General features: G+C 65.5%; 23 protein-coding genes. 10 read left to right on the forward strand and 13 right to left on the reverse strand.

Annotation, left to right across the window (positions count from 1 at the left end; genetic code table 11):
* Positions 1-170: 170 nt before the first annotated feature.
* The 3 genes from ACWYRN_RS17620 (at position 171) to ACWYRN_RS17630 (ending at position 3,654) form a co-directional block, all read left to right on the forward strand.
* Positions 171-1,841, forward strand: a complete 1,671-nt coding sequence (locus ACWYRN_RS17620; protein ID WP_488688858.1) for a diguanylate cyclase domain-containing protein — start codon at positions 171-173, stop codon at positions 1,839-1,841.
* A gap of 131 nt (positions 1,842-1,972) precedes the next feature.
* Positions 1,973-3,118, forward strand: coding sequence for a porin (locus tag ACWYRN_RS17625; protein WP_488688859.1), 1,146 nt, complete (start codon positions 1,973-1,975; stop codon positions 3,116-3,118).
* A 98-nt stretch (positions 3,119-3,216) separates the two neighbouring features.
* The gene (locus tag ACWYRN_RS17630) at positions 3,217-3,654 is read left to right on the forward strand and encodes a hypothetical protein (RefSeq protein WP_488688860.1); all 438 of its coding nucleotides are present in this window, start codon (positions 3,217-3,219) and stop codon (positions 3,652-3,654) included.
* On the opposite strand, the gene ACWYRN_RS17635 is transcribed toward ACWYRN_RS17630, so the two are convergent.
* Positions 3,613-4,650 carry an SDR family oxidoreductase gene (locus ACWYRN_RS17635; protein ID WP_488688861.1) on the reverse strand — a complete coding sequence of 346 codons (1,038 nt, stop codon included), beginning with the start codon at positions 4,648-4,650 and terminating at the stop codon, positions 3,613-3,615. The genes ACWYRN_RS17630 and ACWYRN_RS17635 overlap by 42 nt on opposite strands.
* A 488-nt stretch (positions 4,651-5,138) precedes the next feature.
* Positions 5,139-5,363, reverse strand: coding sequence for a hypothetical protein (locus tag ACWYRN_RS17640; protein ID WP_488688862.1), 225 nt, complete (start codon positions 5,361-5,363; stop codon positions 5,139-5,141).
* 142 nt (positions 5,364-5,505) lie between these two features.
* Between ACWYRN_RS17640 and ACWYRN_RS17645 the strand changes: the two genes are divergently transcribed.
* Genes ACWYRN_RS17645 through ACWYRN_RS17655 form a run of 3 tightly spaced genes read left to right on the forward strand, consistent with a single transcriptional unit; the run spans position 5,506 to position 7,530 of the window.
* Complete coding sequence (locus tag ACWYRN_RS17645; protein ID WP_488688863.1) at positions 5,506-6,291, forward strand: phosphatase PAP2 family protein; 786 nt, start codon at positions 5,506-5,508, stop codon at positions 6,289-6,291.
* The gene (locus ACWYRN_RS17650; protein WP_488688864.1) at positions 6,291-7,127 is read left to right on the forward strand and encodes a metallophosphoesterase family protein; all 837 of its coding nucleotides are present in this window, start codon (positions 6,291-6,293) and stop codon (positions 7,125-7,127) included. Before ACWYRN_RS17645 ends, ACWYRN_RS17650 begins: the two co-directional genes overlap by 1 nt.
* 52 nt (positions 7,128-7,179) lie before the next feature.
* On the forward strand, positions 7,180-7,530 hold the full coding sequence (locus ACWYRN_RS17655) for a translation initiation factor Sui1 (RefSeq protein WP_488688865.1): 351 nt from the start codon (positions 7,180-7,182) through the stop codon (positions 7,528-7,530).
* Between the two features lie 14 nt (positions 7,531-7,544).
* On the opposite strand, the gene cls is transcribed toward ACWYRN_RS17655, so the two are convergent.
* From cls to ACWYRN_RS17695, 8 genes are all read right to left on the reverse strand, one after another.
* A complete protein-coding gene (gene cls, locus ACWYRN_RS17660; RefSeq protein ID WP_488688866.1) occupies positions 7,545-8,933 on the reverse strand; it encodes a cardiolipin synthase in 1,389 nt (462 codons plus the stop codon).
* Complete coding sequence (locus ACWYRN_RS17665; protein ID WP_488688867.1) at positions 8,930-11,074, reverse strand: site-specific recombinase; 2,145 nt, start codon at positions 11,072-11,074, stop codon at positions 8,930-8,932. The genes cls and ACWYRN_RS17665 overlap by 4 nt, the downstream gene beginning before the upstream one ends.
* Before the next feature lie 164 nt (positions 11,075-11,238).
* The gene (locus tag ACWYRN_RS17670; protein ID WP_488688868.1) at positions 11,239-11,700 is read right to left on the reverse strand and encodes a hypothetical protein; all 462 of its coding nucleotides are present in this window, start codon (positions 11,698-11,700) and stop codon (positions 11,239-11,241) included.
* Positions 11,701-11,865: 165 nt separating this feature from the next.
* Positions 11,866-14,727, reverse strand: a complete 2,862-nt coding sequence (locus ACWYRN_RS17675; RefSeq protein WP_488688869.1) for a TonB-dependent receptor — start codon at positions 14,725-14,727, stop codon at positions 11,866-11,868.
* A 346-nt stretch (positions 14,728-15,073) separates the two neighbouring features.
* Positions 15,074-15,742 carry a YiaD family glycine zipper/OmpA-like lipoprotein gene (locus ACWYRN_RS17680; RefSeq protein WP_488688870.1) on the reverse strand — a complete coding sequence of 223 codons (669 nt, stop codon included), beginning with the start codon at positions 15,740-15,742 and terminating at the stop codon, positions 15,074-15,076.
* A gap of 155 nt (positions 15,743-15,897) precedes the next feature.
* A complete protein-coding gene (locus tag ACWYRN_RS17685; RefSeq protein WP_136223041.1) occupies positions 15,898-16,044 on the reverse strand; it encodes a lmo0937 family membrane protein in 147 nt (48 codons plus the stop codon).
* An 88-nt stretch (positions 16,045-16,132) separates the two neighbouring features.
* The gene (locus ACWYRN_RS17690; protein ID WP_488688871.1) at positions 16,133-16,405 is read right to left on the reverse strand and encodes a hypothetical protein; all 273 of its coding nucleotides are present in this window, start codon (positions 16,403-16,405) and stop codon (positions 16,133-16,135) included.
* 206 nt (positions 16,406-16,611) lie between these two features.
* Positions 16,612-17,370 carry an outer membrane lipoprotein gene (locus ACWYRN_RS17695; RefSeq protein ID WP_488688872.1) on the reverse strand — a complete coding sequence of 253 codons (759 nt, stop codon included), beginning with the start codon at positions 17,368-17,370 and terminating at the stop codon, positions 16,612-16,614.
* Positions 17,371-17,603: 233 nt separating this feature from the next.
* On the opposite strand from ACWYRN_RS17695, the gene ACWYRN_RS17700 reads away from it, so the two are divergent.
* Complete coding sequence (locus ACWYRN_RS17700) at positions 17,604-18,335, forward strand: Crp/Fnr family transcriptional regulator (protein WP_488688873.1); 732 nt, start codon at positions 17,604-17,606, stop codon at positions 18,333-18,335.
* 233 nt (positions 18,336-18,568) lie between these two features.
* On the opposite strand, the gene ACWYRN_RS17705 is transcribed toward ACWYRN_RS17700, so the two are convergent.
* From ACWYRN_RS17705 to ACWYRN_RS17715, 3 genes are all read right to left on the reverse strand, one after another.
* Positions 18,569-18,790 (reverse strand): YMGG-like glycine zipper-containing protein, encoded by a 222-nt coding sequence (locus ACWYRN_RS17705; protein WP_290424628.1) that lies wholly within the window; start codon positions 18,788-18,790, stop codon positions 18,569-18,571.
* A 22-nt stretch (positions 18,791-18,812) separates the two neighbouring features.
* Positions 18,813-19,133 (reverse strand): BON domain-containing protein, encoded by a 321-nt coding sequence (locus tag ACWYRN_RS17710; protein WP_488688874.1) that lies wholly within the window; start codon positions 19,131-19,133, stop codon positions 18,813-18,815.
* A gap of 123 nt (positions 19,134-19,256) precedes the next feature.
* A complete protein-coding gene (locus ACWYRN_RS17715) occupies positions 19,257-21,320 on the reverse strand; it encodes an AsmA family protein (protein ID WP_488688875.1) in 2,064 nt (687 codons plus the stop codon).
* A 188-nt stretch (positions 21,321-21,508) separates the two neighbouring features.
* Here ACWYRN_RS17715 and ACWYRN_RS17720 point away from each other — a divergent pair, with 188 nt between their 5' ends.
* The 3 genes from ACWYRN_RS17720 (at position 21,509) to ACWYRN_RS17730 (ending at position 23,543) form a co-directional block, all read left to right on the forward strand.
* The gene (locus tag ACWYRN_RS17720) at positions 21,509-21,895 is read left to right on the forward strand and encodes a DUF4398 domain-containing protein (RefSeq protein ID WP_488688876.1); all 387 of its coding nucleotides are present in this window, start codon (positions 21,509-21,511) and stop codon (positions 21,893-21,895) included.
* A gap of 156 nt (positions 21,896-22,051) precedes the next feature.
* Positions 22,052-22,954 carry an OmpA family protein gene (locus ACWYRN_RS17725; RefSeq protein WP_488688877.1) on the forward strand — a complete coding sequence of 301 codons (903 nt, stop codon included), beginning with the start codon at positions 22,052-22,054 and terminating at the stop codon, positions 22,952-22,954.
* A gap of 49 nt (positions 22,955-23,003) precedes the next feature.
* Positions 23,004-23,543, forward strand: a complete 540-nt coding sequence (locus ACWYRN_RS17730; protein ID WP_229439604.1) for a ferritin-like domain-containing protein — start codon at positions 23,004-23,006, stop codon at positions 23,541-23,543.
* The last annotated feature ends 35 nt before the right edge of the window (positions 23,544-23,578 follow it).

Below are 23,578 nucleotides of genomic sequence, written 5' to 3' on the forward strand. Positions count from 1 at the left end.
CGGCCAGTGTGACCGCCAGTCTGTCCTGAAAATGTAACAGCAATTTATTCCCTACTGGCAATAAGGTTATCATGCTGGATTATTTGGAAGATCAGGATGACGTGCTGACCAGATTTTTTACTCGCTCAACTCCTAGCGGTGAGCATTCGCCCCGGTTGGCCACCCTGACCATGCTCGTCGTCAGCGCCGCGGTCGTCCTGACCATGCTGCTGCACCTGGCCCTGGTCAGCCACTTCGCCCACCAGCAGGCGCGCAAGGAGGCGCAGCTGCGCCTGCAGCAGCTGTCCTGGCAGATGCGCGATTCGCTGAACCGGGTGATCGGCAATGCCGCCGCCAACGTCAAGCTGCTCTCCGAATTGCCGCAGATCCGCTCGGTGCACGATGTCGACGCCACCCGCAACGCCCTCGAATCGCTGCAGCGCTCGGTGCCCGAGTATGCCTGGATCGGCGTGACCGATGCCGACGGGCGCCTGATGGCGTCCACCGGCCGCCTGCTGGAGGGCGCGCAGGTCGATGCCCGGCCCTGGTTCCAGGGCGGGCGCCAGGGTTTGCACGCTTCCGACTACCATCCTGCCGTCCTGCTCGGCAAGCTGTTGCCGAAGTCGCCCGATCCCTGGCGCTTCGTCGACGTGTCGGCGCCGCTGAAGAACGCCAGGGGCGAGTTCGTCGGCGTGGTGGGCATGCACATGAGCTGGCAATGGGTGCGCAAGCGCGCCGCCGAGCTCCTGACGCCGGCCCTGCGCGAATACGGCGCCGAGGTGCTGGTCGTGCGCGACGACGGCATGGTGCTGCTGGGGCCGGAGCAACTGATCGAAACGCGCATCGACACGCCCAGCCTGCGCCTGGCGGCCAAGGGGGAGACCGGTTCCATGAGCGAAACCGGGCCCGACGGCAAAGTGTATTTCACCGGCTACAGCCGCACCGGCGCCGACGGCGATCCGGCCTCACTGCGCTGGTCGGTGCTGGTACGCCACAGCGAGGATGCCGCCCTGGCCGGGGCGCGTGTGCTGGAGCGGCGCATGATCTGGCTGAGCGTGCTGATGGCCGCCGTACTGGCCGGCTCCGCGGTGCTGCTGGCGCGGCGCCTGACGCGGCCGATGGATGCGCTCAGCAATGCCATCGAACTGGCCGCCCACGAGACCGATGCCGGCCGCCCGGCGCCGGAAATCCCGGTGGTGGCGGGCTTTCACGAAGCGCAGGTCTTGTCGCAGGCGATGCGTGAACTGGTGCGCAGCGAGGAAGCCCATCGCCAGGCGTTGGAAACCATGAACCTGCAGCTCGAATCCACGGTGGCGCTGCGCACCGCCGAACTGCAGGCCCTGCTGCTGCGCGATGTGCTGACCGGCTTGCCGAACCGGCGTGCGCTGATGGAGACGCTGCCGGTCGCGATGGAGCGCTCGGCGCGCAGCGGCAAGCCCTGCGCCTTGCTGTTCCTCGACATGGACGGTTTCAAGGCCATCAACGATACCCACGGGCACGAGGAGGGCGACGAGCTGCTGCGCCAGTTCGGGTCGCGCATTGCCGAGGCGGTGAGGCGTACCGATACCGCGGCGCGCCTGGCGGGCGACGAATTCGTGGTGATTCTCGAGAACCTGGCCCATCTCGGCGACGCCGAGGACAAGGCGCAAAGCCTGCTGGCGTCGCTGCGCCAGCCGTATGCGCTGAAGAACGGCACCGTCAGCGTCGGCGCCAGCGTCGGCGTGGCCCTGCACCTGCCGGGCGACGCGGCAGACCTGGAAGCCTGGCTGGCGCGCGCCGACCAGGCCATGTACGTGGCCAAGCGCGGCGGCAAGAATGCAGTGGCGCTGGCGCCGCCGGCGCAGCGGACGGTGGCCGCTTAGTTGTAACCAGGAATCATCGTGGGAATGTACCTACAAAAAGACAAGCCATTATGGTGAGCGGTATGTGAGCTTTTTGACAGATGAACTCGCTTGGAGAGGCGTAAGGTAGAGGCGTAGAGAGGAATACGCCGATGCTCAAGTCGCTTGTCACATTTGCCATGCTGGGAGGAAGTGCCGCCGCTGCCTGCGCACAGGATGCGGGTCCGCGCGGGATCACGACCTATGGCGTGCTCGACGCCGGCGTGGTTGGCGAGCGCGGCTGCACGAACGCTTGCACGACGCGCGTCGGCAGCGGCGTGGCATCGGCCTCGCGCATCGGCATCCAGGGCAGCGAAGCGGTCGGCCAGAACACCAGCGCCATCTTCGGGTTCGAAACCGAGCTTCGGCTCGACACCGGCCGCGCCGCGAATAACCATGAGACCGGCCGCACGCTCGACCACGAACAGCGCCGCAACCCGGGCAGCGACTTCGCGCGCGAGCGCCTGGAGCACCAGGCATGGGTTGGCCTGACGGGCGAATTCGGCGCCGTCACCATCGGCCGCCAGTACAACCTGGAATACCAGGCCCTGGCCGACGTCGCCGATCCCTTCAAGGGCGGTACCGCCGGCAGTGCGACCAACCTGATCGGCGGCCCGCGCCGCACCGACAACAGCGTCCAGTACTACAAGACCTTGCCGAACGGCTTTTCGGCCGGCGCTTCCTGGGCTGCACGCGACCTCGACACGTCGCCGGCCGGGCGTGCCTGGGGCATGACGGTGGGCCTGACCAGCGGTCCGCTGACGGTGCGCGCGGCGCACCGCAACCAGGGCGCGGTACGGGCCCAGCTGAACTACAAGACCAGCAACGACATGACGTCGAAGAATTCGCTGCTGGCCGCCAACCTGCGCCTCGGCTGGGGCACCGCCTATGCGGCCTACAGCATGAGCCGCGGCATTTCCAACTCGCCGCTCTTCAATCCCGATAATCCCTACGCCGCCGGCATGGCGCGCACGCCGTCGAACAGCAGCCGCGACGTGCTGTTCGGGATGGCGGTGCCGGTCGACCGTTCCTTCACCCTGCTGGCGTCCTATATCCGCAAGGACGACCGCGACCTGGCCAACCAGGATGCCAACCAGACCGCCTTCGGCGCCAGCTATGCGGTGTCGCGCCGTACCGATTTCTACGCCGCGTACTCGCACATCCGCAACCGCAACGGCGCCGGCTATACGGTCGGCAATGCCAGCGCGCCGGGCAGCGGCAACAAGGCCTTCAATATCGGCATGCGCCACGCTTTCTAGCAGCATCTACCGTCGGGCCGATGCCATGCGCTGCGCCGCGCAGGCAGGAAACTCTGTAGCCTGACACCATCCACCCACTACCTGTATATGGAGGCAATATGACTGGAGCCAGCACCCTCGATCCGGACAACTTCCCGGAAGCCCCGGACCGCAGCCTTGGCAAGGGCCACGGCACCGACGCCCTCGGGCCGAGCGATATTTCCGATACCGGCAGCGACGTCGTCGGCGGCCCCGGCTTTGCCGGAAACCTCGACGACGATCAACTGATCCATCTCGACGAAGGCACGACCTCGGACCTTGAGCAGAGCCATGCCGGTGACACCGCCGGCCCCGACGTCGGCGACGCCGATTTCTCGGGCGACACCGACATGGGCGGCACCGGCGAACGCGCCGCCGCCGGCCGCGACACGGTGGCCAAGGATGGCGCCGATATCGATACCGACCGTATCGAATCCATCCCCGACCTGCCGCTCACGGAAGACGATACCGACTTCCTAGCGAGCCAGCCGCCGCGAGATCCCGCGGGCCGCGAATAAGGCCCCGAACAGCGCGCCACCGGCCAGCAGGGCGGTGGTGACCGGTTTCGAGCGCAGCGCCAGCGCCGTGTAGGCCGAGCTCTCGGCCACATGGCGCTCGGTCATGCCCTGGCGCTCGCGCAGGGCCTGGGTTGGATCGGGCGCATGCAGGGCGTCGGTGCGGCCGGGCTGTTTGTCGTATTTCGACTTCTGCTGCTTGAACATCGAGGCGTTCATGTACTTGTCGAGCAGGCGCGGCATGTGGGCAGCGCTAGATGACACCAGCTTCGAGGCGCTGCCAACGAAGATGTCGCGTTTCGGATGCTGGGCGCAGTACAGGATGGCCTTGGCCACGATCTCCGGCGCATACACCGGCGCCGGCAGCACCGCTTCCTTCTCCATGTAGTTCTTCGCGTGCAGTGCGAACATGGTGTCGATCGCGGCCGGCCTGACCAGCGTCACCGAGACCGGCGCTTCTTCCTTTTCCAGTTCCATGCGCAGGGCGTCGGTAAAGCCTTTCACGGCGTGCTTCGAGGCCGAGTACATGCCCTGCAGCGGGGCGGCGCGCTCCGACACTTCGCTGCCGACGTTGATGAGGGCGCCGCCGCCGCGCTGCTTCATGCGCTTGACCGCTTCCAGCGAACCATTCACCACGCCCCAGAAATTGGTCTGGAACAGGCGGATGTGGTCTTCCAGCGCCACTTCCTCCAGGCGGCCGAAGGTGCCGACGCCGGCGTTGTTGACCCAGGTATCGATGCGGCCGAAGCGCTCCATGGCGGTGGCGCCGATGCGTTCGACGTCATTGGCATTGCCGACGTCGGCGGCGACGGTGGCCACCTGGCAGCCCTGGCGCCGCAGTTCGCTGGCCAGCTGGTCGAGGGCGTCGCCGTTGCGCGAGGCCAGCACCAGCTTGGCGCCCTGTTCGGCGGCCATGCGCGCGGTCGTGAGGCCGATGCCGCTGCTGGCGCCGGTGATCACGATGACCTGCTCATTGATCTTGCGAAGTTTTACGGACATGACGTGTTCCTTTCCTGTCGGTTGGTACGAAACAAGCGCGGGCTGCAGGATTGCGCGATTGCGCACAGACGGCAGCGCCGCGTTATCGAACTATCACAGTCGTGATCGTGCCGTGTATTTCAAGGCATTTTTTGTTGGGCTGGCGCGCCGTAGGCTTGCGGCATGCCGGTGGGTGGAGGCAGGAAAGGAAGAGACAGTTGTGCGCGACGGCCGGGCGTTCGCTGTTAGCATTGAAGCAATGCCATGCGCAAGGGCGTGCGCAAGGCAGTGCGCGGTGGCGCGGCGGCGCGGGAGAAGGCTGGAGGCTGGAGGGTGGTCGCCCGGTGCGCCGCCGCCAGGAACGGGTCGCGCGGCGCATCGGGCGTTCTTGCACGCTGTGGCGGCCGTTGCGAAGGAGGCAGGGCGCCGGGAGCAAGCCCCGCCGGCACGGATTGGTGCGCGCCGGTCGGGGAGGGAGGAAACTGGTAAGGCCTGCCTTGATGCGAGACTTAGTGCGAAGCTTGATGCGCCTTTGAGAGGATCAGCAGCCAACGGCCGAACAACAACACCTCGACGTGGCCCGGTTCGATGCCGGTATCGCATTCGATGACCGGGTTGACCGGGTAGAAGCGCCTGCGGAAGTCGCGCGTGACGGTGAGTTCGCGGCGGCCGAAGCGCATCATGAAAGGAGCAGGAGCGTATTCCAGGCCGAAGGAGTTGTTCAGAGTGGTCATTGACGTTTCCCTATCGTTTTGTTGTGTTGGTCAAGTGAGTACAGAATAGCATAACCACTGTATAAATCTACAGGTACTGTACAAATAACCAGTAATATTTTTTGACTGTGGTTTTTTTGCCATGCATCCCCATTTGATGTCGATGGACAAATCATTGACTGCCCGCCTGCACCGTTTCGCGCGCGCACGCTTCTCGCCCGAAGAGGAATTCGGCCTGCACCTGACCGCCGGCGTGCTGGTGCTGCTGTTGGCGATGGCCGGTTTCGCGCGCATCGCCGGGGCGGTGGTGGCAGGGGCGCCCATCACCCAGCTCGACATCGACCTGGCGAACTGGCTGCATGCCCACGCCCATGGCAACGATGCCTTGCGCACCTCGCTGATGGTGCTCACCCAATTGCACAGCACACCCGGCGTGCTGGCGCTGACCGGCCTGGCCGGCTGGTGGTTATATCGCCGCGGCGCGCGCCACTGGATGCTTACCATCCTGGTGACGGTGCCGGGCGGCATGGTCCTGAACGTGCTCATGAAGCACACCTTCGAGCGTGCGCGGCCGCATTTCGAGGAACCCATCCTCACCCTCACCACCTACAGTTTCCCGAGCGGCCATACGGTGGCCGCGACCCTGCTGTACGGCTTCCTGGCCTGCTACCTGGTGCGCCATGCCCGTTCCTGGCCGGCGCGTGCCGGCTGGGTGCTGCTGGCCTGCGTCATGGTGCTGCTGGTGGCCGGCTCGCGCCTCTACCTGGGCGCCCATTACCTGAGCGACGTGCTGGCGGCCATGGCCGAAGGCTGTGCCTGGCTATCGGTGTGCGTGACCGGCGTGGCCACGCTGCGCCGGCGCCAGGCCGCGCAGGCCGCCCGTGCCGCCCATGCCACCAGTGCCGCCAGTGCACCGAGCGCCTCCACCAACCTGAGCGAGAAATCCTGATGCGTACACTTGTCCACTTGTCCGACCTGCATTTTGGCCGCGTCGACCCGGCCCTGCTGGAGCCGCTGCGCAAGCTGGTCCACGAGGTCGCCCCCGACGTGGTGGTGGTCTCCGGCGACCTGACCCAGCGCGCTCGCAGCGAGGAGTTCGAGGAAGCCAAGGCCTTCCTCGACACCTTGCCGGGCCCGCAGATCGTGGTGCCGGGGAACCACGACATTTCCCTGTACAACGTGTTCCGGCGCTTCGCCAAGCCGCTCGACCGCTACAAGCGCTACATCACCGACGACTTGTGCCCGGTGCACCTCGACGACGAGATCGCCGTGGTCGGCGTCAACACGGCGCGCTCGCTGACCATCAAGGACGGCCGCGTCAACAAGGAACAGGTCACGCGCATCCACGAGCGCCTGGGCGGCCTGCCGCCGCACATCACGCGCATCGTCGTCACCCACCATCCCTTCGACCTGCCGGAAAGCTTCCAGGAGCGCGACCTGGTGAACCGCGCGCCGATGGCGATGGAAGTCTTCGCCCAGTGCGGCGTCGACGTGCTGCTGGCCGGCCACATGCACGTTAGCCATGCGGCCAGCACCGCCACCCGCTACCAGATCGATGCCTACGCGGCGCTGGTGGTGCAGGCCGGCACCGCGACCTCGACCCGCGGCCGCGGCGAGACCAATTCCTTCAACGTGCTGCGGGTGGAGCCGGAGCGGGTCGAGGTCGACCGTTATGGCTGGGACGTGGTGAACGGCGGCTACCGCGTGGTGCTTACCGAGAAATTCGTGCGCAGTGGGAGTGTGTGGGCGCCGGCCAGCGAAGGCATGCTGGCGGCCGGCATCTAGGCCGGGCGGAGCTGCTACACTCGCGTGTTTCCACACACGCTTTTCCTCAAGCATGAAGCACAGTTCAAAGGGCGGCCTGGTCTATTCCACCGAAAGCGGCCGCATGTGCCCAGATTGCCGCCAGCCGCTCGCAGGCTGCCAGTGCAAGGCCGGTGCCGCCATCCTGGGCGACGGCGTGGTGCGCGTATCGCGCCAGAAAAAGGGCGGCAAGACCGTTACCCTGGTCAAGGGCCTGGCCCTGGACGCCGCCGCGCTCGCCCAGCTGGGCAAGGCCTTGCGCACGGCCTGCGGCGCGGGCGGCACCGTCAAGGACGGCGTGATTGAAGTGCAGGGCGACCATTGCGACCTGCTGATGACCATGCTCAGCGAGCAGGGCCACCGGCCGAAGCGCGCCGGCGGCTGAACGCCGGCTGCCGGTCAGATCCAGTATTCGGTCAGGCGCGAGGCCCATTCCTTGATGCGGTCCGACCAGGGGCGGTCGCGCCATTGTTCCAAGGTGATTTCTTTCGACGAGCGCAGGTCTTCGTTGAAGGCGGCTTCCATGTCGCGCCCGAAGGCCGGGTCGATCACGACCAGGTTCAGCTCGTAGTTGTGGATGAAGCTGCGGCGGTCGATGTTCGCCGAGCCGATGGTCGACCAGGCGCCGTCCACGACCACGGTCTTGGCGTGCAGTACCGCCACCTGCAGCTGGAAGATCTTGACTCCGCCTTCAAGCAATTGTTCGTAGAACGCACGGCCGGCCTGCATCACCAGGCCATGGTCGGACACGCCCGGCAGCACCAGTTTCACATCCACGCCGCGCTTGGCCGCGGCGATCAGGGCATCCACGATCTGCTGGTCCGGCACGAAATAGGCCGAGGTCACGTGCACCGACTTTTTCGCTTCGTTGATCGCCACCATCAGCGACTTGTAGATTTCCGAATGGCTGCCCGGCTCGGTGGCCAGCACGCGTACGAATTTCTCGCCGGCCGGGGCCAGGCGCGGGAAATACTCTGCCGGCAGCAGTTCGCCGGCTTCCTGGCGCACCCAGTTGTTCACGAAGGCATATTGCAGCGTGGCGACGGCCGGGCCGTCGATGCGGATGTGGGTGTCGCGCCAGCCGACCTTGTCCTTGTCGACCTTGTCGCTTTTGCGGCCCGAACGGAACAGCGAACTGTTGGCATAGTCGGCGCTGATGTTGATGCCGCCCGTGAATCCCACCTTGCCGTCCACCACCAGGATCTTGCGGTGGTCGCGGTTGTTGATCGACCAGTTGCCCTTGGCCTTGGCCGGATTGATCGGATTAAAGGCCAGCATGTTCACGCCGGCGGCGCGCATGTTGTCGAAGAAGGCCTGCGGCGTGCCGATGGTGCCGACGCTGTCGTACATCACGTTCACCACCACGCCCTGGCGCCGCTTTTCCATCAGCAGTTCGGCGAACTGCAGGCCGATCGGGTCCTGGTCGAAGATATAGGTTTCCAGGTTGATCGTACTCTTCGCGGCGCGCACCGCTTCGATCATCGCGCGCAGGGTGGCCGGTCCGTCGAACAGCAGTTGCACGTTGTTGCCTGCGATCAGCGGCACGCCGGTGGCCTGCTCCTCGAGCACGGCCAGCGACTTCAGATCGGGCGTGGCATTGGCCCAGCGCCGCGACAGCAGCTTCGACGATTGCGCCTGGCTCAGCGTGCCCTTGGCCGTGGCCACCGTCGGCACCGGCTTGGCCGGGGTCTCGGGCAGGTGCTCGGCGTTCGGCAAGGTCTTGCAGGAAGCGACCACGCCCAGGAAGGCGAGCGCGGCAATCCACATCGACGTGCGGTGCTTGTTCATTTTGAGTGTCCTCGATGAGCCTCGGGCGCGGCGTCGACGACGTCGATGTCGCGTGGGCCGAATAAGAAGTCGAGCGGCGCGTGCAGGAAGCGCCGGCCGAGTGCGCGCATCAGCAGGATGCTGCGCGTGAAGCGGATATTGCGTGCACGCAGCGCCACCCACAGCGCCAGGTTGAAGCTGACCAGCAGATTCACCGCGCCGATCAGGGCCACGCCGGCGGCGGCGTTCGCGATCATCTGCCAGCTCATCTGGTAGTCGAGCGCGACCAGCGCGGTGGCGAAGTTCGCGGTCGAGAAGGTGACGTGGCGGATGTCCAGCGGCAGCCCGAGCAGGTAGCCGACGGTGCCGGTGGTGCCGAGCAGGATGCCGAAGAAGAAGTTACCCATCAGGCCGCCCAGGTTGTTCTCGATGTAGACGGAGACGCGGTCGCGGCGCTCTGCGCCGAGCAGCCAGCGCAGCCAGCGCAACTGGCGCACGCGCAGGCCCATGCGCGTGTACAGGGCCTTGTTGTCGTAGTAGCCGGAAATCAGACCGGCCACGAACAGCCATACCCCGGCAATGGCCGCATAGAACAGGGCCGGCGTGTGGAAGGGATCGATGTCGTGCAGCAGGTGGTGCGCCTTTTCCACATTCACCAGGTGATGGCCCGTCATTTGCTGGACGGCGATGGCGATCACCAGCGCCGTCGGGAAGGCGACCACGACGTTGCCGAGCACCGACACGATCTGGGTCCGGAACACCTTGTTCACCAGCTCGGCCATGCTGTCGAAGTCGATGCCGCGCCCGTCGCGGCTGTGCAGGCCGGCGGCGATGCGCTGGGCCGTCATCGCCGGCTGCTTGGTGGCAATCGTCCAGTGCAGCATGTGCACCAGCATGAAGCCGAGCGAATAGTTCATGCTGAACAAAAAGGACTCGACCAGCGGCGCGGCGCGCAGGTAGCCCAACAAAATCTTGAACATCGCCATGAAGCCGACGATGAAGCCGGCCCCGGCCGAGGCGCCGAACATGCGGCGCAGGCCAGCGCGGCTTTCAGCGATGTAGTGCTCGCCGGTGCGGCTGGCGTTCTCGGTGACATTGCGCGCCAGCAGGTGGATGTTCTCGCGGAACAGCCCGCCCACCTGGTACTTGGTGTTGTGCGCCTCGATCAGTTCCTGGGCCAGGGCCAGGGCGGCGGCGCGCCGTTCGCTTACCAACGGCTGGGCCGGCTGGGCGACCGTCGCCGGCAGCAGCGTGCCGCTGTAGCCGGGGCTGTCGGGCGAGCCGGGAGCGTCGAGGGCGAGCGGGGCGGTCACGGTGGGCGGCTCGGCCGCTTCGCTGGTGTCGACCAGGAACAGCAGCTTGCGCAGCCGTGCAATGCTTTGGGTAATGGCCACCAGCACATAGGTCAGGGCCACGCTGGTGCCGACCGACAGCGAGTTGCGGCGGATCTTGGCCACGACTTCGTCGCACTGGTCCAGCATCACCAGCAAATGGCGCGGATCGTCGGGGCGGTCCATCACGCCGTCGAGATGGCGCGCATAGGCATCGAGGTAGGCGTTGACCTCGATGTTCTGCATCAGGAAAGGCGAATCGAAATCCTCGATCTGGCTGTAGCTGTGCACCAGCAGCGGCTCCAGGCCCAGCGCGCAGATGCGGCAGGACAGGGTGCGGATCGCGTCCAGGATGCCGGTCAGCGTCACGTAGCGGGCGCGGTCGGCTTTCGCGTCGGTGGGCGGCGCCGCATAGGCCACCACGTCGAACAGGGCCAGCCAGTCGGCGTCGGGCACGGCGCGGATCCATTCGTGGTCGTCCTCGGCGTACAGCACGCCGGCCAGGGCATCGGACAAATAGATGTCGTCGAGCGCGGGCGGCAGCACGCGGTAGGCGATGCGGCGCTTGAGTTCGGTAAAGAAACCGTCGTTCGAGAGGATGCCGACGTCGCTGTACAGGCTGGTATGGCGGCGCTTCTCGAGCAGGGTGACGAGGTAGCTGCGCAGGGACCAGGCCTGCTGCGGGTTGCCCCTCAACAGCTGGGTCAGCGTACGTACATTCGCGCGCGCCTGTCCGCCGTCGCGCCGCCGTGGACGCAGGCTGCAGACCAGTTCGACCAGCAGGTCGATGCGGTCGCTGTGCGGGTCGATGCGTTCGAGAATGGCGAGCATAAGTAATCCGGTTTTCGTCAAAGAGAGTGTACGCGCTGAGGCCGCCCGGGATTGGTACGGCAACGTACACACAGAGGATGATTGCGAGAAAGAGCGATCCGGCTAAGGAGTAGCCGGGCGGGCACTATAACCGATCATGGCGGCCGGTGCCGAGGGAGGGGCGATCAGGTAAACGCCAGCAGCAGGGTGGTGAACAGGAAAGCGCCGGCCCAGCACAGCCCGCCTAGCACCACGGCCAGGCCGAGCGCGCCGTTCCAGCCGCGCCGCGCATAGCGGCGCCCGTACTGGCGGCGCACCGCGATCCACTGCGGCCAGGCCGCGCCAAGCAGCCACAGCAGCAACCAGGCCAGGGCCAGCCAGGCCATCAGCGGCGAGTCGCCGTTGACGCGGCGGTTGATGGCGCCGGCCAGCAGTTGCAGGGCCAGCATGGCCAGGCTGGCGGCCAGCCAGAGGCGGGCGCGGCCGGCCGCCTGCGGCTGCCCGAGGGCGCGCCAGTTGTGCATCAGCAGCCAGGAGCCGAAGGCCGGCGTGAATACCAGGCTCCAGGCGGCGACGACCGACGGCCGCCACAAGGCGGTGCTTGGTGTGGCGTGGTCGAACTCGATCGCATGGGTAGTGTCGCGCATGATGACGATAGGAAATGTTGCCGACGTGAAGTAACACTATCGCGCGCTGCGCCTTGCGCCGGCTTGCGCGGGGTCGCCCCAGGCCGTGTGCACAATCAAGTGTACGGTGCATAAAAAAAACCGCCCGGCACGGGCCGGGCGGTTCTGGTCAGGCAGGCACTCCGATTAGAAGCGGTAGCTTGCGGTCACGCGGAAGTAACGGCCAAAGCCATTGTGCAGCTGCGAGTTGAAGCCCTCGGTGTCGTACGAAGGATCGTACGGCGCGGCGCGGTCGAACAGGTTGCGGATGTTGGCCGACAGGGTCCAGTTCTTGAAGCCGGTGTAGCTGTACGCCAGGTTCACGGTGGTCCACGAGGCCACGTCGCACTTCGAGGTCCAGTTCGAGAACTTCGGCAGGCCGCCCGGCTGGGTGTAGCCGTCGGCGTCCACGCCGTAGTAGCACATCGGGGTCTCGAAGGTTTCGTAGTTGTCGCTACGCAGCAGCATCGACACGCCCGAGACGTAGTCGACCGAGCCGGTCAGCGAGTGCACGCCCTTGATCCAGTTGGTCGACACGGTGGCGCGGTTGCGCGGCACTTCGCCGACCGAGGTGGCCCAGTTCGACAAGCCGCCAACGGTGCCGACCAGGTTGGTTTCCTTGTCGCCAGGCTGCTCGGCGCGGCGGTAGGAAATCGCGTGGTTCCAGTCCAGCCTGGTGGTCAGGCGGCCCATGTCGCCCAGCGACAGGCGGTGTGCGATCTCCAGGTCGATACCGGTGACTTCGGTCGCGCCCTGGTTCACGTACATGGTGTTGATCGCCTGCAGCGGACCCGAGTTCGGGATCACGTTGCCGTTGGCGTCGACCAGCTGGTTGGCCGGGTTCTGGTCGCGGATCACGAGATCCGGGAACTGGTCCTGGTGTTCGGCGACGAAGGTCGAGCCTTGCAGGGCGGTCTCGTTTTCCTTGCGAATCTTGTAGTAGTCGATCAGGATGTCGAGGTTGCGGGTCGGGTTGATGATCGCGCCGAACGAGTAGCTCTTCGAGGTTTCCGACTTCAGCTGCGGGTTTGGGGTCGACATGTTCGAGATGCTCTTCGAGCAGTCGAGCTGGTCGGCGCCCGGCAGCGGGTTCTGCTGGTCAGGGCAGCGGATCGGGTCGGTGAAGCCGTTCAGGAAGGACTGCACGCCGCCCGGCGAAACCTGGGTCAGGGCCGGTGCGCGGAAGCCTTCGGCGTAGGTGCCGCGGAAGGTCAGCTTGTCGTTGACTTCCCATTTCGCACCGACTTTCGGCACGAAGTTCGATTCGGTCGGGTACTTGTCGTAGCGGCCGGCGAAGTCCATCTCGAAGTTCTTGGTGAACGGGGTACGCAGTTCGACAAAGGCCGACTTGACCATGCGGCGGCCGTTGACGATCGAGTTGGCCAGGCCGATGATCTCGCCGCGCTGGGTCAGTTCGTCCGGGGTCAGGGCGATCTTTTCCTGGCGGATTTCGCCGCCGAATGCCAGGCCGATGTCGCCGCCGGCGAGCTGGCCGACGGTGGTCGAGGCCTTGGCGTCGAGCTGCATGACCTGGGCGTAGCCGCGGTTGTTCAGGTTGCGCACGGCGCTCGGGTCGGCCGCGGTCTCGGCCAGGGTGCGGCCTTCGGACGCGATGCGCTCGATGGTCGGACGGTACAGGCGGCCGAAGATGCTTTCGTCACGCTCGCTGCGGTTGATCAGGAAGCCCGATTCCCAGTCGAACTGGCCGGTCGTGCCTTTCAGGCCGGTCAGGAAGCGGTAGGCGGTGTTGACGTTCTTGCTGCCCGAGTTGGCATCGGTGAAGCGGTAGCCGACGGCGGCGCGCGAGCCGGCGAACGGATTGTCCGGGTGGCCGGCAGGCAGGATCATCTGGTAGTTCACCGGCAGGCCGTTGGCGCTGAATACGGTGCTGGCAGTGGTGCTGACCAGCGAGATCGGCACGCCGGTGTACTGGCGTTCGGTGCGGCTGTAGCCCAGTTCGGTGAACGAGGTGATGTCCGGGGTCAGCTGGACGGTCAGCTTCGACAGGATGTTGGCGTCCTTGCCCTTGCTCTGCACGTCGTAGGCGTTGTTGACGTCGTAGTTGCAGAACTGGCGGCCGTACAGCATCGAGGTCGGGCGGATGTTGTGCTCGGCGCCGCCGGTGATCAGCTGCGATGGGGCGCAGCCCGCGGTCTGGTTGATGATGTCGGCGTTGTAGGCGGCCGTGGTCTTGAAGTCGCGCGCACCCGGGGTGATCTCGCGGAAGAAGAACGGCTGGTTCGACACGTAGCTGCCGTAAGGATTCAGGCGTGCGTTGATGTCGTTGTACATCGCGCCCTGGATGTCCTTGACATCCTTCATGCCGGTGCGGTCACGCTGGGCCAGGTCGAAGCTGATGAAGGCGTTGAAGCGGTCCTTCTCCAGGTCACCGAAGCCGAACACGCCGTTGACGTTGGTGCGAGCGAACTCGCCGTCGTCGTTGGCGCTGGTCGAGGCCGAGATTTCGGCGCCCTGATAGTCGGTCTTGGTGATGAAGTTGATGACGCCGGCGATCGCGTCGGAGCCGTACACGGCCGATGCGCCATCCTTGAAGATCTCGACGCGTTCGATGGCCGAGACCGGGATGCTGTTCAGGTCATACACGGCCGACTGGCCCTGGTTCGGGTCGGCGTAGGCCGAGGCGGTGATGCGGCGGCCGTTCAGCAGGATCAGGGTCGAGGACGAGCCCAGGCCGCGCATCGAGGCGGTCGAGGCGCCACGGGTGAAGCTGCCGTCGGTGATGTCGGTCGCGGTGCCCGAGCCGAAGGCCGGCACGGTCTGCAGCAGTTCGGCCACGGTATTGGCGCCGGTGGCGGCGATCTGCTTGGCGTTCAGGGTCGATACTGGCGAGGAACCTTCCTTGTCAGCGCGCTTGATGTTGGAACCGGTGACGTACACCTTGGTTACCGGGGCGGCAGCTTCCTGCTGCGCGAAAACGACGCTGGACGAAGCCAGGGTCAGGGCGACAGCGACGACGCTGCGCTTTACTGCGAAATGCTGCTTGGTCAAAAAAACTCTCCGATGCTTCTTTCACCGTGCGGCCCGCCTGCGGGGAGCCGGCTTGTGGCCGGACTGTAGGGCGCTGACGCTCGGTTTGTTGCCGTTAAATAAATTGCTCAAGCAGCAAATTGCGCCTGAGGGGCAACATAAAAACATTTCGGATAAACAAATGTCAAATTCAATTGGATGTTTGTTTGGTTAACACAACAGGTATGCCACATCCCATAGGAGAAAAGGCCAATCACTCGTCTAGACGTCTATACAAAAGGGCCTTGAGCATAAGCAAAGCTTACGCTCAAGGCCCTTTTTACTTATCCTCCTCGCCTGGCTTCGACGGAGCCTGGCGGGACGGGGCTCAACCCTGTGCCGGTTCGGCGACGAAGATCTCGACGCGGCGGTTGCGGGCGCGGCCGGCTGCATCGCCGTTGTTGGCGATCGGCTCGCGGTCGGCGCGGCCTTCGATGGTGATGCGGTTCGGATTCACGCCGCGGCCAGCCAGGTAGTCGCGCGTGCGCGAGGCGCGGTCGACCGACAGCGGCTGGTTGATCGACACGCTGCCGGTGTTGTCGGTATGGCCGATGATGACGACGTTCGTGTTCGGGTTTTCCTGCAGCGTGGTGGCGAAGCGTTGCAGGATGGGCTGGAAGTTCGACTTGATGTCGGAGCGGCCCGTATCGAACGAGATATCGCTCGGGATTTCCAGCTTCAGGCGGTTATCCGAGGTCTGCGAGACCTGCACGCCGGTGCCTTGCGTGGCCTGTTCCATGGCCTGCTTCTGCTGCTCCATGCGCTTGGACCAGATGTTGCCGATCACGGCGCCGGCAGCGCCACCGAGGACGGCGCCCTTGGTGGCGCGGCTGCTGCCGCCGCCGCCGGTGGTGCCGCCGATGATGGCGCCGAGGGCCGCACCGGCGCCGGCGCCGGTGGCGGTGCCGCGCTGGGTGGCGCTCATGTCGGCGCAGCCGCTGACGCCGAGTGCGAGGATGGTCGCTGCGATGGCGGATTTGGTGAGATGGGTAGTCATAAGTGCTCTCCTTAAAGAAAAAATCCGTTTCGTAGGCGCACCCTGCGGGCACGTCCGCGAAACGGATTGGTCAAACAAACCTCTGTTGGCGCATGCGATTGCTGGTGCAATCGCGGGCGGCAAGCCGACGCAAGGCGTCACTCGCGCGCTGGCGCCTATATGCCTCGTCCGCTGATCAGGCGCACCAGGATCATGATCACGGCGACGACCAGCAGGATATGGATGAAGCCGCCGATGGTGTACGAGGTAACCAGGCCGAGCAGCCACAGGACGATCAAAACAATGGCAATAGTATAAAGCATGATGAGTCTCCTCAGACATTAGCGCCTCGGTGGCGCGGTAAGTCCAGTATGAGACGGGCTGCTCAGCACCACCGTTCGATGGCCCACATTATGTGCGAGATTTTTGTTCTTTTTGCATCCCGCCGCCTTGCAGGCCCGTGCTCTGCAGCCCCGCGCTTTGAAGCCCGGGAATCCAACCCATGAAACCGAGCAGGCCGACCACGCCGATCAGGCAGGTCAGCAGGCCGCCGGCAACGAGCAGCGTCACGTCGTGCGGCGCCACCGCATGCCCCTCGGGCAGCGGCGGGCCCGCGGACACCAGGCCGAAGCCCGTTACAAGCAATCCCCAAACGATGATGCCGATCCACGCGAGGCTATTCATGGTAATCCCCTTTTCGATGGTTGTGTCCAGGACTTGCCGCGGCAGGCGCCCGGCGCCGGCTGGTGTGCTCTTAGTTCCGGCGTAGAAACATTCTGGTGCCAGCTCAGCAGTAATTCCGTGCGTTGGCGCACATTGCACTGGAGAAAATATCAAGGCCGGGCATCCTTGCGGATGGCCGGCCTCGAAAAGGGGAAGATTGATCTGGATCAGGCGGCGCGCAGGCGACCCTTGACGATACGCACGCGGTCGCCGCTGCGCCATTGCGGCTGGCTGCTCTGGTGGAAGGTGCGCAGGGTGCCGTCATCCAGGCGCACCCGGATTTCGTAGCTGGTGCTGGCCTTCATGTTGCCTTCGACCTGGTTGCCAACCACGGCGCCGCCGATGGCGCCGGCGACGGTGGCCAGCTGGCGGCCATGGCCGCCGCCGATCTGGTTGCCGAGCAGGCCGCCGACCACCGCACCGCCGGCCGCGCCGAGACCGCTGCCCTGGGCGCGCTGCTTGATGGCGCGCACCGATTCGATGTTGCCGCAGTTGCCGCACCATGTTGGCGTCTCGGCGGCGGCGACCTGGACCGGTTCCTTCTCTGCCTTCGGATGCGTGACCGGAGCAGGGGCGGGGGCCGGCGCAGGCGCGGTGACCGGCGCAGGCGCATAGCCCTGGGCCAGCTGCTGGGCAGGATAGGCCGGTGCGGCCGGGGCCGCAGTCATGGCGCCCTGGGCGGCGAGCGGATCGGCGCCGCTGGCCGCCAGGGCCGTTGCATCCTGGCTCGCCGGCGGCAGGGTGGCGGCCAGCGCGGCGCGGTCGGCTTCGCTCAATTGACGGCTCGAATTGCCGCCGATCGAAGACGGAATCCAGCCCATGATGGCGGCGGTGCCGACCAGGCAGAACAGGACGACGGCAAGCGCCGCGATCAGGAGAAGCGGATGGTGCTGGGCGCGCGCCGGGGGAGTAGGGATATTGTTCATGGCTTGTCCTCGACAGATTGCAGGCCGCGTGTACGGCCCGCGCCGGCCAGGCAGCGCGCCCGGTCGACGCTGCTGATTGTCCTCAGGAACAACAAGGTATTCCGTGCGTCACCGAACATACTTCCTCCTATGGGAGGCTTTACTCTGATCGAAATTGTTTGCAAATGTATCCGCTGCCCGTGCCCCGTCCTGTTACCCGAGGCGGGACGCGTGCAGCCTACTACGAGGGTCCGATGAATTTTGCCGCTTCCCACGACGTCGCCGAGCACAACGCCAATCTGCTGCTGGCCGCGCTCCCGCCGCAGGAGTTGGCCCAGGTGTTGCCGATGCTCGACCAGGTAAAGGTCGAGGCGGGAGAGGTATTGTCCGAAGCGGGCGAGCCTTTCCATCACATTTACTTCCCCCACGATTGCCTGATCTCGCTGCTCGGCGTGGCCGGCGGGCGTCTCACGCTCGAGGTCGGCCTGGTCGGGCGCGAAGGCATGCTCGGCGCCACCGTCGCGCTCGGCCACCAGACGGCTCAGGTGCGCGCGGTGGTGCAGCGGCCCGGCAGTGCCAGCCGCATGACGAGCAGCGATTTCCGCGCCGAGTTCGCACGCAATCCGGCGCTCCAGCGCGTGCTCTACCGCTACACCGACACCCTGCTGGCGCAGGCGATCCAGATCGCCGTCTGCAGCCGCTTCCACGTGCTCGAGGCGCGCCTGGCGCGCTCGCTGCTGATCACGCGCGACCGCCTGCAATCCGACAAATTCCACCTCACGCACGAGTTCCTGGCCCATGCGCTCGGCGTGCGCCGGGTCGGCGTAACGAAAGCGGCCAGCGCGCTGCAACAGCAGGGATTGATCATCTACAGCCGCGGCAACATCGAGATCCTCGACCCGACCGGGCTGGCCGCGGCCGCCTGCACCTGCTACGAGATCGTCAAGGATGCCTCGGTCGGGGCATTGTCGAGCGCATTCGTCTGAGCGCATTGTAGGGTGGTCGGCTACACCCTTTCGTGTGCGGTCACGTGGCCGGTGCGCCGCCCACGCGTTCAACGAACTTCCAATCCGTCGCGGTGTGTCATCGTAGGTTTGAACGCGTGGGCGGCGTTCAGGCAGCGTGGTCATCCACCAGCCGGGTATAGCCGACCACCCTACGGCACTACAAACAACAACGCCCCGCAAGCGGGGCGTTGTCGCATCGGGCTGAAAACGATTTAGTTCGTTTTGCCGGTCTGGTTGCCGATCACGCCGCCGACGGCTGCGCCACCCACGGTGCCGACGGCCGAGCCACCGGTCAGGACGCCACCGACCACTGCACCGGCGCCGGCGCCGATGGCGGTGTTCTTGTCTTGCTGCGACATGCCGGCGCAGCCGGTCAGGCCCAGGGCCAGGGTTGCGATGGTTGCGCTCACTGCCAGTTGTTTGATGGTTTTCATAATGATCTCCTTGGGTGGGGTTTTACTTCAGGCGCAGGTCGTTGTGTACCGACTTGACGCCCTTCACGGTGCGCGCAACCGACGCTGCGGTTGCCACATTCTCTGCCGAGCTGACGAAACCGCTCAGCCTGACGATGCCTTCGCGGGTGGCGACATCGATGTCCGCTGCCCGCAGCTCCGGCGCCTTGCCGATGGCTGCCTGGACGCCGGTCGTGATCGTCGCGTCGTCCACGGCCCGGGCCTCAATTCGTCCCGGCACATTGCCGGAGGAAACACAGCCGCTGGCCATGCTTCCGAAGCCCAGGACCGCGAACAAGGCCACGGCCGGTTTCCAGTACGTCATGCAGTTTCCTCGAATGCCGCTTTTCACTTCGGCGATAGGTCCAGAATAGGCCAGCACACAAATGCAGTCTGTTCGACAACACACACTGTGGCTGGCCCTGCCTTCGGTTTTACATTTTTTACATTATTTCTTCGTCTTGCCGGGCGGCGGCGCGGTCGGCTTGGCATTCGCCAGGGCCACCAGCTTAGCGCAGTCGCTGTTCTCGCCAGGGCCGGTATTGATCAGCGGGAGCAGGGCCGCCACCGGCGCCGCGATGGTCGCCAGGGCCGCCGCACCGCCCGCCTTCAGGGCCAGCGTCTTCTTGTCGACCGACACATCCGGATCGCTGAAGGTGCCGCGCACGTACAGCGGGGCGCGCAGCGTGAACAGGCGCAGCGCCTTGGTCTCGGGTTTCACCGTCAGGTCCATGCCTTCGTTGCCGAGATTGACGTTGCCGCTGACGTTGATGATCGCCTCTTTCGTATCGACCACGAACACCTGCGACTGCATCACGCCCTTCTTGACGTCGAAGTCGGCGGCCAGGCAGTTCAGTTCCACCGGCTTGTGGCCGAACAGCTTGGTGAGCACCATGTTGCCCACGTTCAGGCCGGCCATCTCGAGCAGCATCTTGCTGATCGTGCCCTGGTTCACCAGCGCCTTGACCTCGCCGTTCGAGGTGCCGAGCAGGGACGCGACCGAGGTGCCGGTGGCCGACAGTTGGGCGTCGCCGTTCACCTGGCCGACCGTGGCCTGCATCTGCTCGATGGTCGGGAACAGCTGCTTGATCTGGATGTGGCGCGCCGAGACCTTGGCCGTGGCCGCGATGGTGTTGCCGGCCGCGCCGCTGCCATCCAGACGAATGGTCGAGCGCAGCGTGCCGCCGGCCACGCCGAAGTCGAGCGGCGCCAGGGTGATGACGCCATCCTTCATGATCAGGTGGGCCGAGAGCTTGCTGATCGGCAAGGTCTTCTCGCGGACAATCTTGTCCGCTGCATACTTCACATCGGCGTCGATGGCTTTCCAGCGTTCGGTCCGGAACTCTTCCACTGGCAAGACCTTGCCGCCCGGCTGCACGGCTTCCACGCCGCGCGCCTTTTTGCTCGCGTTCGAGTCGGCGCCGACCAGCGGGCCCAGATCCTCGAACACCAGCTTGTTCGACGCCACGTTGCCCGACAGCTTGCCGCGCGGCTTGCCGCCCTCGTAGACCAGCTTGCCGTGGATGTCGCTGCTGCCGACCTTGCCCTTGAAGTCCTCGTAGGTCCAGCGCCCGTATTCACGGTCGAGCTCGCCGCGCAGGCGGCCGGAGGTCGAGAAGGCCGGGGTTTCCGGCAGCGTGATGCCGGTAAAGTTATACAGGCGCGCCATGCTGCGGCCGGCCAGTTCCAGCTGGAGGTCGACCGCCTTCAGCTTGGCCGGGGAGGTGACGGTGCCCTCGATCGCGATGCGGCTGGGGCCGCTGCGCATGTCGGCCTGGACCGGGTAGGGCACATTCTGGTCCTTCAGCGACAGCACCTGGCCGACCTTGCCGCCGCCCGTGACCGGGGCGCCGTTGTAGCTGCCGCCGACCTCGAAGCTGATGCCGTACTTCGGATCGTTGGCCAGGGTGCGCACATTTGCCGTGACGTCGGCCTTGGTGACGGCGTCGACGAAGCGCACCACGCCGTCGGTCAGGACCACGCGCTCGAGGTCGAGCTTCCACTTCGATTCCTTTTCCTCTTTCTTGTAGACCCAGTTGTAGTGGCTGGCGTCGGTGCGCACCAGGTCCACGCGCGGCGCATCGAAGCGCAGCACGGGAATGCCGATCGTGTGGTGCAGCAGGCCGAGCGGGTTCAGCGAGAACGAGAACTGCTTCACCGCCGCCATGTCGGCCTGCTTCATGTGGGCCGGGTTGCCGACGTGGACGTCGTTGGCGATCAGGTGCGGCCAGGGGATCCAGTCGCGCAGGTTGCGGTCGCCCGGCGCCATGCTGCGCGCGGGGATTTCCCATTCCACGTTCAGGTTGCCGCGGATGGCGAACGGGCGCTCGATGGCTTCGCTGACCTTGGCGTTCAGCCAGGGGCGGGCCTTGTTCCAGTCGAAGGTCAGGATGAAAATGACGGCGATGACCGGGATCGCAACCAGGATGCCGATTGCGCTGAGGATGATTTTCTTGCGGCGGCCGTTGTGGGGCTTGACGGTGCCGTGCTGGGGAGTGGTGGTGTCTGGCATGACGATCCTTCGCTGGGTGTCAGTGTTGAAGCCAGCTTAGCGCAAAGGCAAGGGTCATCAATGTGCGGTGTCGCACGCTGAAAACGGATGAGCATTGCGATCGGTGGTCAGTGTGCGCTAGCGTACCGAACTCGTCTCATAACAAGCTTATAACGTTAACAACTTCCTCACATAAACAGGAGAACAGGATGGACAAGCAATTCCCGATGAAGCGTGTATTTGGCAGTGCTGCCCTGGCAGCGATGCTGGTACTGACCGGTTGCGCCAGCCAGAAAGCGCCGGCCACCGCCGATGTCGCGGTGTCGCGCAATGCAGTTCAGAACGCCGTGCAGGCGGGCGCCGCCGAGCTGGCCCCGGCCGAGATCACCGCGGCGCGCGCCAAGATGATGCGTGCCAACGAAGCCCTGGCCGCACGCGACTACAAGCTGGCGCGCGAGCTGGCGATGCAGGCCCAGGCCGATGCGCAACTGGCGCAGAGCAAGGCGAACTCGGCCAAGGCCACGGCTGCTTCCGACGCGCTGAACGAAGACCTGCGCGTGCTGCGCCAGGAAGTCGAGCGCGCAAACTCGCAGTAAGGGTAATGAGGAGGACGGTGGCCGCCATGCGCGCGCCGTCCGCCATGCAGTACGCCTGCACATCCGTGCAGCACACCATGACAGCGCCGCACCGCGCATGCCGGCGCACCGCGATCCCATGCGCCATGCGGCGCCAACGACAAGGAGGGCAAGAACATGAAAAACCGTTTCCTGAAACCGGCCGTCTTCGCCAGCGCCATCCTGCTGGCCGCCTGCAGCAGCACGCCGACCACCACGCCGACCCTGGACCAGGCGCGCGCCGATTTCGTTTCCGCAAATAACAACCCGCAAGTCTCGACCTACGCGCCGATGGAATTCCGCGATGCCAGTGCCGCGCTCGACCGCGCCAATACCGCTGCCGCGAAAAAGGAAAGCCTGGAAGACATCGACCGCCTGGCCTATGTGGCCAAGCAGAAGATCGCCACCGCCCAGGAAGTGGCGCGCGCCAAGGCCGCCGAAGCGAACATCGCGAACGCCTCGGTGGAGCGCAACGCCGTGCGCCTGGAAGCTCGCACCGCCGAAGCCGAACGCGCCAAGCGCGAAGCCGAAGCCGCACAGGCTGCCGCCCTGGCCGCCCAGCAGCAGGCGAACGCCGCCGCCGACCAGAACCGCGCCCTGGCCGAGCGCGCCGCCAAGCTCGAAGCGATGCTGGTCGAGCTGCATGCCAAGCAGACCGAGCGCGGCATGGTCGTCACCATCGGCGACGTGCTGTTCGCGACCGGCCAGGCCACCCTCACGCCGAACGGAACCTCGACCCTGCGCAAGCTCGCCGAGGTGATGCAGCAGAACCCGGAGCGTACCGTGCTGGTCGAAGGGTTTACCGATAGCACCGGCAGCTCGAGCTTCAACCAGGACTTGTCGCAGCGCCGCGCCAACGCGGTCGCCACGGCCCTGGCCGAAATGGGCGTCGAGCGCCAGCGCATCGCGACCAAGGCCTATGGCGAAGCCTTCCCGGTCGCAGGCAACGACACGGCCGGCAACCGCCAGTTGAACCGCCGTGTCGAGATCGTGCTGTCGAACGGCAATGCGCCGATTCCGCAGCGCACTGCCGGACGCTGAGCGGGCGGCCCCCTAGTTGAAGTAAATGAGCCGAGGTAAAGGAATCATCATGGAACAGTCCGGCAAGCCCCTGGCGCACGGCTTCGACATCGAAGCCATCCGCCGCGCCGCCGCCAACATCGACGAAGGCGCCGTCACCGATGGCTACGCGGCCGACCGCGAAGCCGTCATCGCCATGCTGAACGATGCGCTCGCCACCGAGCTGCTGTGCGTGCTGCGCTACAAGCGCCACTACTACACGGTGAGCGGGCCGAACAACGGCGCCCTGAAGGCCGAGTTCCTGGAACACGCCCAGCAGGAGCAGGACCACGCCGACCGCATCGCCGAGCGCATCGTGCAACTGAACGGTTCACCGAACTTCAACCCGGCCACGCTGACGGCCCGTTCGCATGCCGAGTACGACGATTCCGACGATACCCAGGCCATGGTGCGCGCCGACCTCATCGCCGAGCGCGTGGCCATCGAGTCTTACCGCCAGATGATCCAGGCGATCGGCGACAAGGACCCGACCACGCGCCAGATGCTCACCGAAATCCTCGCCGTCGAGGAAGAGCATGCCGATGACATGCGCGATTTCCTCGTGCCGTAACCACGTTTTATCCAACCCCATAATCAACAACAGGA

It is taken from the genome of Massilia sp. BAP21 (assembly GCF_057801335.1).